Source organism: Komagataeibacter melaceti (genome assembly GCF_003403295.1).
Taxonomy (GTDB): Bacteria; Pseudomonadota; Alphaproteobacteria; order Acetobacterales; family Acetobacteraceae; genus Komagataeibacter; species Komagataeibacter melaceti.
Genome location: NZ_QUWV01000033.1, coordinates 63,443 through 72,558, shown reverse-complemented (window position 1 = coordinate 72,558; position 9,116 = coordinate 63,443). Strand labels below are relative to the sequence as shown.

Here is a 9,116-nt window from a genome sequence, read left to right as displayed (position 1 = left end):
GGCCTGAAGCGGGGGAGGGGCAGAACCGTTGCCGGTTCACCCCGGATGGGGCCAACCAGCGGTACGGGTTTTTAGAACGGTGCGTCGATATCGACGACGTCAATCAGCTTGTGATTGACGAATTCCTTGATGCCAAGGCCGATCAGTTCACGGCCATAGCCGGAGCGTGCCACGCCACCAAACGGCAGGTCCGCCTTCACCATGGTCGGATGGTTGACATAGACCATGCCGGTATAGATCTGCTCGGCCACCTTCACGCCGCGCTTGGTGTCCTGCGTAAAGACGGAACCACCCAGCCCGAACGGGGAGTCATTGGCGATGCGGATGGCGTCCGCCTCGTCCTTGGCACGGTAAAGCTGCGTTACAGGACCAAAGAATTCCCACAGGCGGGCTTCATTGTCCTTGTGTAGGTTGGTCATGAGCAGCGGACGGAAGAAGGCACCATCGTTGGGCACCGGCGCGCCGATGGTTTCCACAACCGCGCCGTGCTTCTTGGCTTCCTCAACCTGTGCGGCCAGTTCGTCAGCGGCCTTCTGCGAGGACAGCGGCGCCAGCGTGGTGGTCGGGTCCATCGGGTCACCGGCCTTCAGCTCGGCCACGCCCTTCTTGTACAGCTCGACAAACCGGTCATAGACCGCATCCACCACGATCATGCGCTTGGCCGAGACACAGACCTGACCGGCATTCCAGTGGCGACCGAATACCGCCCACTTCGCCGTCTTTTCCAGATCCGCATCTTCCAGCACGATGAAGGCATCAGCGCCGCCCAGTTCCATCGTGGACTTCTTGAGCGCCTTGGCCGCGATCCCGGCCACGATGGCGCCAGCACCTTCGGACCCGGTCAGCGCAACGCCGCACACGCGCGGGTCGTTCAGGATCACCTCGGTATGGTGGCGCGCGGCGTACAGGTTGCGGAACGCACCCTTGGGCAGGCCGGCTTCCTGCATCAGGCTGTCAAAGGCCGCGGCGCACTGCGGCACGTTGGACGCATGCTTGAGCAGCACGGTGTTACCGGCGGAAAGCTGCGGCGCGATGATGCGGGCGATCTGGTAGTAGGGGAAGTTCCACGGCTCAACCGCAAAGACGATGCCCTGCGGCTGGTGGACGATCATGGCCTTGCCTTCCTTGGGGTCGGCAACCGGCAGGATTTCCGGCTTCAGCAGGCGCTCGGCATGGGCCGCATAGTATTCAAAGATTTCCGCCGAGAGTTCGGTTTCCAGCTTTGCTTCCGTGTACAGCTTGCCCATTTCCAGCGTGAGCAGCCGGGCATATTTGTCGATATCGCGGCGCAGGATCTCGGCAGCCTTGGTCATGACCTTCGCGCGTTCGGCAAAGGAGACATGGCGCCATGCCTTGAATGCCTCATAGGCGTCGGTCAGGGCGGTCTGGACTTCCTGGTCCGTCGCGTCGGGGAAGGTTTTCAGCTTCTCTCCGGTATAGGGGTTCGTCGTTGTATAAGCCATGGAGTGGTCTGTTCCTGTATCGTTTCGTCAAGTATATATTTCGCGTGCATGCGCGCAAGAATCGTTTCAGCTATCACCAACGGACATGGCATGCAAAAGTTCGTCTGAACACTGGGGTCATAAAGGCCCCATATACGGCGAAAAACCTGTCTTTTTTGATGTTTTTCTGGTTTTCCGTCCCATCCGTGGCGTGAAACCTGCATGAGTGCCGCACTGGAATAACATATTATTTAATGATCCCCGCACTGCTGCGCAGTCACGGTCCGGGTGCGGAAGTTATGATGCATCTGATCATGTCGGCACGGGATTATCGCATTTTTATGGCAGCCTGAGGCCTCGGTGGCTGTCCGCAGGCGTGGTGACCCCACGGGCACCGGATGGCCCTATTGAAGGCCATAGGGCAGGAGGTTCGCGCTCTTCTGGATCGTTCGGCAGTAGCGGGGCAAATCCGCTGCAAATAGGGCTTAAAGCACCTTCAGGTCCCGTTTTGGCGGTTTCCTGCACCTTTTGTGCCTACGTGCTGCCCGTGCTCGGTGCTTTGGGTCATCCATAGGCTGCTGGCGGCCTCACTGGCCAGTATGCCGGGAATTCCGCTGGGCCAGAAAGGGCATGGCATATTTCTTGCGGCAACCCGGATACGACAGGGCGGGAGGCGCAAAATGGACAGTTGCTGAAAAAGGCCGGTCCTTCAGGCCATACCGCCTGTGCTGCAATCTGGCTGCCGGGGGAGGATATTGGCCCATCGGGAGTGATATCGGGCAAAAGCCAGCGGGATGCGCTACGTGATCAGCAAAAAACATTATCGCTCCTGACAAAGTTAGAAACGGGAGGGTATGACGCAAGGTTCATATCGCGCCGCATGGAAACGGATCAGATCCGTCCATAAATTGCATTGCGATTTGTTCTCATTCGTGTTTATGCTGAGCCAACATTATGGGTGAGATAGATAAATGTTTGTCTGCTCTTGTAATATGCTGACGGATGCGGATGTGGAGACGGCCGTGCGCAACGGTGCGGTCAGGCCGAAAGAAGTCTATGAATCCAAGGGATGTCGCGCGCAGTGCGGCAACTGTGTGCCGGGTGTGGTCTGCATCCTGCGCCAGCTTGCACGCCAGGGGTGCATGGTCGTGACCGAGGGCGCGCACCTGCCGGGTGACCTGCAGCCTACCTGATGGAAAACCCCCGGCGGCCTGTTTCAGGCTCCGGCCATAAAAACCGGGCAATAAAAAACGGCATCCGGTGAGGGATGCCGTTCGGGTGGTCATGCTGGGGCGAGGGTGTCCCGCCACCATCCTTCGCGCGGCACGGAGCCGGGCGAAGGGATGTTCATACTATCGCCGTGCGCCTTCCTGCGTCCGCAATGTGGACGGGGCGGCCCCCATGGCAAGGCGCATGATCGCCGCCAGCGTCAATGTTGCGGTGATGTTGATGCCCAGCGCCAGCAGGCCGGTTGAGACCGAGGCCGAAAAACCTGCAAAGCTGATGGGGTGCACCGGCTTCAGGCCATCCATCCAGCACAGCGCCAGCCCCGATACCGAGCCGATGATCCAGCCCGCGATCAGTGCGCGCGCGGGCAGGCGCAGGGGCAGCAGCCCCATGATCAGCGCGGGGAATGTCTGCAGGATGATGACACCGCCCAGCAGTTGCAGGTCGATTGCAAATTTGGCGTTCAGGAACACCACGCAACCCAGTGCACCTACCTTGACCGCAAAACCGGCAATGCGCGACCCGCTGACGGACTCGGCCCGGCTGGGCAGGATGTTGTGCATGATCAGGTTGGCCGCCCCGATCGCCATGACCGAAGCAGGCACCAGCGCGCCCACCGCAATGGCGGCGAAGCAGAAACCGGCGAACCATGACGGGAAAATGGCCAGGAAAAGCTGCGGCACCACCTGCGAGGACGATGTGGTCACGATCCCTGCTGCATGCGCCATCAGCCCCAGCAGCGCAATCAGCCCCAGCACGATTGTATAGACCGGCAGGAACACGGCGTTCTGCCGGATCGTATCGGCCGATTTCGCCGCCAGGATGCCGGTCAGCGTATGAGGGTACAGGAACGCGGCAAAGGCGGAGGAAAGCGCAAGCGTAGCGTAGGGAACAATCTGCCCCTGCGCGAGGATATGGCCGCCGGGCGCGTCAGGCAGGTGCTGGGCCGCAGCATGGAACATGCTGCCGTACCCACCCAGATGGATCGGCACGATGATGACCGCCGCCAGCACCGCAATATAGATCATTACGTCCTTGATGAACGCGGTCAGCGCGGGCGCGTGCAGCCCCCCAAGCCAGGTGTAGGCGGCAAGGGAGATGAAGGCGATCAGCAGCGGCAGCATGCCGGTAAAGCCCAGCGCCTCGATCACGGTACGGATACCGATGAGCTGGAGCGCGATATAGGGCAGCACGGCGATCAGCCCGCTCAGTGCCACGGCCATTTCCAGCGTCCGGCTGCCAAAGCGCGCGCGAACGATGTCCGCCGCCGTGGCATGGCCCCCATCGCGTGCGATGGTCCACAGCCGTGGCATGACCGCGAAGATGAAGGGATAGACGATAATGGTGTACGGCAGCGCGAAAAAGCCGAACCCTCCGGTGGAATAGACCAGTGCTGGCACGGCGATGACCGTGTAGGCGGTGTAGAAATCACCCCCCACCAGGAACCACGTGACCCAGGCGCCGAATTCACGCCCGCCCAGACCCCATTCCTCACCTTCGGTGTGGTGGGTGGCGGCCTTGCGGCGTGTCAGCAGCGGACGCCACAGCCGGACCGTACTGCCCAGCACGATGGTGGCCAGGAAGCACAGGACGAATACGGCAATGGCGGCATTATCCGGTAGTGTGGGTGTGTTCATGACTGCCGTTCCGACTTCCAGGCCGCCCAGATCAGGACGGACGTTACGGGAACCCATGCAAGCTGGTACCAGTAAAAGAACGGGAAACCGAACAGCACCGGATCATGCAGGTTATAGAGCGGTACCCACAGGAGCCCGGCAAAGGGGAGCAGGAGGAATATGGCTTTTTTCATGTGACCGTACTTCTTGATTTTTATGACGTGGCCAGCAGCGATGTTTCTGGAATATGGTTCCGTGTGTCAACATAATTAAATGTATTTTCAAAGTATTTTTCGGCGCAGTGGTACGTTATTTCAATTTTATTGGAGTTTTTATTGTGCGCTGCGCAATGCTTTTGTTGCGTTGCACAATTAATTATCGGCCGGATTTATGAAAATCCTGATACGACGCGAAATATTAATATAAATAACTATTATGCGTTTCCATAATAAATAAGCCCGCCTGCGCTTGCACATGCCGGGGGTGGGTGGCTGCTTTTTTATGATAGTCCTATGTAAATAAATGATTTTATGGGTATGATCCTCCTTGCGGCCCTTCTCCGTGTCCGGAATGGTGCCGCGTGATGTCGTGCCGGAGTTATGAAAAATAGTGATTGCCCGCGCAGGGGCCGGGCGGTTAAATTCATCGCCCGGACCTGCCAACAACAAACAATATTAAAGCGCGGTCGCCTGTTTTTGCCCTGTTCCGGATCAGGCGTCATTTTCTGACGGACGGACGCGCGTAGGAACGAACAGACATGACCAAATGGGTTTACAGCTTCGGAGATGGCCTGAACGAGGGGCGCGCGGACATGCGCAACCTTCTGGGCGGCAAGGGTGCCAACCTGGCGGAGATGGCGTCGATCGGCCTGCCCGTGCCGCCGGGCTTTACCATTACGACGGAAGTCTGTTCGGCCTTTTATGAAAACGGCCGGAAATATCCCGACGCGCTGGAAGCGCAGGTGGCGCAGGCCCTGCGCCGGGTCGAGGAGTCAATGGGGCTGCGCTTCGGTGATGCCGATGCCCCGCTGCTGGTCTCGGTCCGCTCCGGCGCGCGGGTGTCCATGCCCGGCATGATGGATACCGTCCTGAACCTCGGCCTGAATGACCAGACGGTGGAAGGGCTGGCCCGCTCATCGGGTGATGCGCGTTTCGCGTGGGACAGCTATCGCCGCTTCATCCAGATGTACGGCTCGGTGGTGATGGGTGTCGCCCACCATCATTTCGAGGATGTGCTCGAACAGTTCAAGCGCGCCAATGGCGTGGAAGACGACACGGCGGTCACGGCCGACCAGTGGCGCACCATCGTGGCGGATTACCGCCTCATCATCAGCACCCATGCGGGCGTTGATTTCCCCACCGATCCGCAGGACCAGCTCTGGGGGGCGATCGGGGCCGTGTTCGGGTCGTGGATGAACCCGCGCGCCAATACCTATCGCAAGCTGCATGAAATCCCGGCCTCGTGGGGCACGGCGGTCAATGTGCAGTCCATGGTGTTCGGCAACATGGGTAATGACTGCGCCACGGGCGTCTGCTTCACCCGCGATCCCTCCACCGGGGAGAACGTGTTCTACGGTGAATACCTGATCAACGCGCAGGGCGAGGACGTGGTGGCGGGCATCCGCACGCCCCAGCCCATGGCCTGTGCGCGGGCCGAAGCGGGCCAGCAGCCGATGGAAACGGTCCTGCCGGAAGCCTATGGCGAACTCATGCGCGTGCGCTCCATACTGGAGACGCATTACAAGGACATGCAGGACATCGAATTCACCGTCCAGCGCAACGTCCTGTACATTCTCCAGACCCGCAGCGGCAAGCGCACCGCCGCCGCAGCACTCAAGATTGCCATCGACATGGCGCGTGAAGGGCTGATTACGCAGGAAGACGCCATCCGCCGCGTTCCGGCGTCCTCGCTCGACCAGCTCCTGCATCCCACCCTCGACCCCAAGGCCGAGCGCGTGCAGTTGACCCGTGGTCTTCCGGCCTCGCCGGGCGCTGCGGCGGGTGCGGTCGTCTTCTCGGCGGAGGAATGTGAAGCCCGCGCCGCGAAGGGGGAGGACGTGATCCTCGTCCGTATCGAAACCTCGCCCGAGGATGTGCATGGCATGCATGCCGCCCGTGGCGTGCTGACCACCCGTGGTGGCATGACCTCGCACGCCGCGGTCGTGGCGCGCGGGATGGGGCGCGTATGCGTGGCGGGTGCAGGCAGCATTCATGTCGATTACGCCGCCGGTACCATGACCGTGGGCACCCACACCATCGCGCAGGGTGAGTGGATCACGCTTGATGGTGGCACGGGTGCGGTCTTCCTCGGGCGTGTGCCGACCATTCCGCCCACGCTGTCGGATGATTTCAATACGCTCATGGGCTGGGCGGACAGCGTGCGCCGCCTGGGCGTGCGCGCCAATGCCGAAACGCCCGAGGATGCCCGCACCGCGCGCCGCTTCGGGGCGGAAGGCATCGGCCTTGCCCGCACCGAGCATATGTTCTTCGGCCCGGACCGCATCGGGTTTGTCCGGCAGATGATCATTGCCGATGCCGAGGACGTGCGCCAGAAGGCCATCGCGGCGCTGCTGCCGTTCCAGCGCGAGGATTTCGCCAGCCTGTTCCGCATCATGGCGGGCATGCCGGTGACGGTGCGCCTGCTGGATCCGCCGCTGCATGAATTCCTGCCCCATGCCGAGGCCGAAATGGCGGAAGTCGCGGCGGCACTGGGCAAGAGCGTGGAGGAAATCCGCACCCGCTGCGCGGCCCTGGCCGAGACCAACCCGATGCTGGGCCACCGTGGGTGCCGTCTGGGCCTGACCAGCCCGGAAATCTACGCCATGCAGGTGCGTGCCCTGATCCAGGCCGCCGTGCTGGTGGAAAAGGAAACGGGCAAGCCCATCCGCCCGGAAATCATGATTCCGCTGGTGGCCACGCAGGCCGAACTCGCCACCACCCGCCGCGCGGCGGAAGACGAGATTGCCCGCGTGCTGAAGGAAGAGGGCACGAACCTCGACTACACCATCGGCACCATGATCGAGCTGCCCCGCGCTGCCCTGCAGGCTGACCGCATTGCGGAATATGCGGACTTCTTCTCGTTCGGCACCAATGACCTGACCCAGACCACCTTCGGCCTGTCGCGTGATGATGCGGGTTCGTTCCTGCCTTACTACGTTGACCGTGGTCTGCTGCCGCGCGACCCGTTCGTGTCCATTGACCGCGACGGCGTGGGTGAGCTTGTCCGGACCGGTGTGGAACGTGGGCGCAAGACCTGCCCGGACCTGAAGCTGGGCATCTGCGGCGAACATGGCGGCGACCCGGATTCCATCGCGTTCTTTGATGAAGTCGGGCTGGACTATGTTTCGTGCTCTCCGTTCCGGGTGCCGGTTGCGCGCCTTGCGGCGGCACAGGCGGCGCTGGCAGCACGGCAGCGGGTTGGCTCCCCGGCCTGAAGCCGGGTCCCACGCAAAAACACCACCCTATGAAAATGACGCCCCGCCATCATGGCGGGGCGTTATCATGTCAGGCAGCACCATGAGTGACGCAGAGCCGATCATCCTGCATCTGGTATCCGAGGCGACAGGGCAGGCGCTTGAAGCCGTAATGCGCGCCTGTGGCGCACAGTTTCAGGAAACCGAATTTTCCCCCCGCAACTGGAACCTGGTCCGCACCCGCATGCAGGTGGGTCGCGTGCTGGCCGGGATCAGGGCGGAACCGGGCCCGGTCCTGTCCTCGCTGACATCACCCGACCTTCAGGCCATGCTGCGTGAGGGGTGTGCCCGGGTGGGAGTGCAGGTCAAGAACATACTTGATGGCACGATCCATTTTCTGGAACAGCAGACCGGGATTGTGGCGGAACGCCATCCGGGCGGCCAGTATGTCATGGACAATACCTACCGCCGGCGCATTGACGCGATGCAGTACGTCATCGCGCATGATGACGGCCAGAAAGCGACCGACCTTGCCAAGGCGGATGTCATTCTGGTGGGCGTGTCGCGCACGTCAAAGACGCCAACCTGCTTCTATCTTGCCAATCGCGGCATTCGGGCCGCCAATATTCCGCTGGTGCCCCATGCCCCGCTGCCCGTCGGGCTGGAGGACTTTCCGGGTCTGGTGGTTGGCCTGACGATCGACCCGCATACGTTGCTGGAAATCCGCCGCTCCCGCGTGGGCATGATGCTGCCGGGGCGTTCGGTGTCGGCCCCCGGCATGTCGGAAAATCTGGTTAAGCCCTATATCGACCCCGAAAGCGTGCATGAGGAACTGCACTGGGCGCGGCGCCTGTGCGCGCGGCATAAATGGCCGGTCATCAACGTCACCCACCGTTCGGTTGAGGAGACGGCGGCCGCCATCATAGATATGCTCGAACATGACGGCAGGGACTACAAACTGCCGGATCACGATATGTAAGGCGGGCGGGGAAGGGCAGTGATGATCCCCTGTCTTCCCCTTTATAAAAAGCGGCAGGGAATAACTCTGCGGCCCTAAGGCGGAACTATCGTTTCCGTCCAGCATGCAGCCCGCTGCCGGTCCTGCAATTTTCCTGAATTCCCCACAACAGCGGCACGAACCTTGGCGGCGCATGATGCGCCCTGGGCGGAATCTGCCATTCCGACGGCCGGGTCATTTTTTCACGAACGGCAGGGCCGTGCGGGGCGCATGCTGAGTCGGTTACGCGATGCTGTCATCATGACTCCGCGTTCCGCTGCCCGCAGGCATGCATCAGATTGAAACCAGATATGTGTATCATCGCTCTGCATGCGGATGAATATAATTTATTTCAGTAAATAAAAAATAATAAAGAAATAAAAATCAGATAAACCAAATAAATAATAATAAAAAACATAAAT

At 60.8% G+C, this 9,116-nt stretch carries 6 protein-coding genes; 3 read left to right on the top strand and 3 right to left on the bottom strand.

What is annotated here, in order from left to right; all coding sequences use genetic code 11:
* Positions 1-71: 71 nt before the first annotated feature.
* On the bottom strand, positions 72-1,463 hold the full coding sequence (locus tag DY926_RS04435; RefSeq protein WP_116702265.1) for an NAD-dependent succinate-semialdehyde dehydrogenase: 1,392 nt from the start codon (positions 1,461-1,463) through the stop codon (positions 72-74).
* A gap of 950 nt (positions 1,464-2,413) precedes the next feature.
* On the opposite strand from DY926_RS04435, the gene DY926_RS04430 reads away from it, so the two are divergent.
* Positions 2,414-2,635, top strand: a complete 222-nt coding sequence (locus DY926_RS04430) for a (2Fe-2S)-binding protein (RefSeq protein ID WP_186336079.1) — start codon at positions 2,414-2,416, stop codon at positions 2,633-2,635.
* 159 nt (positions 2,636-2,794) lie between these two features.
* Here the strand turns inward: DY926_RS04430 and DY926_RS04425 are convergent, their stop codons facing one another.
* Complete coding sequence (locus tag DY926_RS04425; RefSeq protein ID WP_116702263.1) at positions 2,795-4,306, bottom strand: sodium:solute symporter family protein; 1,512 nt, start codon at positions 4,304-4,306, stop codon at positions 2,795-2,797.
* A complete protein-coding gene (locus DY926_RS04420) occupies positions 4,303-4,479 on the bottom strand; it encodes a DUF3311 domain-containing protein (protein ID WP_116702262.1) in 177 nt (58 codons plus the stop codon). The genes DY926_RS04425 and DY926_RS04420 overlap by 4 nt, the downstream gene beginning before the upstream one ends.
* 563 nt (positions 4,480-5,042) lie before the next feature.
* On the opposite strand from DY926_RS04420, the gene ppdK reads away from it, so the two are divergent.
* Positions 5,043-7,718 carry a pyruvate, phosphate dikinase gene (gene ppdK, locus DY926_RS04415; RefSeq protein WP_116702261.1) on the top strand — a complete coding sequence of 892 codons (2,676 nt, stop codon included), beginning with the start codon at positions 5,043-5,045 and terminating at the stop codon, positions 7,716-7,718.
* 82 nt (positions 7,719-7,800) lie between these two features.
* A complete protein-coding gene (locus tag DY926_RS04410) occupies positions 7,801-8,676 on the top strand; it encodes a pyruvate, water dikinase regulatory protein (protein WP_408886031.1) in 876 nt (291 codons plus the stop codon).
* The last annotated feature ends 440 nt before the right edge of the window (positions 8,677-9,116 follow it).

What these genes read in the sequence shown, in the direction of transcription:
- DY926_RS04435 (WP_116702265.1), bottom strand. Translation starts at nt 1,463, where the DNA reads ATGGCTTATACAACGACGAACCCCTATACCGGAGAGAAGCTGAAAACC.
- DY926_RS04430 (WP_186336079.1), top strand. Translation starts at nt 2,414, where the DNA reads ATGTTTGTCTGCTCTTGTAATATGCTGACGGATGCGGATGTGGAGACG.
- DY926_RS04425 (WP_116702263.1), bottom strand. Translation starts at nt 4,306, where the DNA reads ATGAACACACCCACACTACCGGATAATGCCGCCATTGCCGTATTCGTC.
- DY926_RS04420 (WP_116702262.1), bottom strand. Translation starts at nt 4,479, where the DNA reads ATGAAAAAAGCCATATTCCTCCTGCTCCCCTTTGCCGGGCTCCTGTGG.
- ppdK (WP_116702261.1), top strand. Translation starts at nt 5,043, where the DNA reads ATGACCAAATGGGTTTACAGCTTCGGAGATGGCCTGAACGAGGGGCGC.
- DY926_RS04410 (WP_408886031.1), top strand. Translation starts at nt 7,801, where the DNA reads ATGAGTGACGCAGAGCCGATCATCCTGCATCTGGTATCCGAGGCGACA.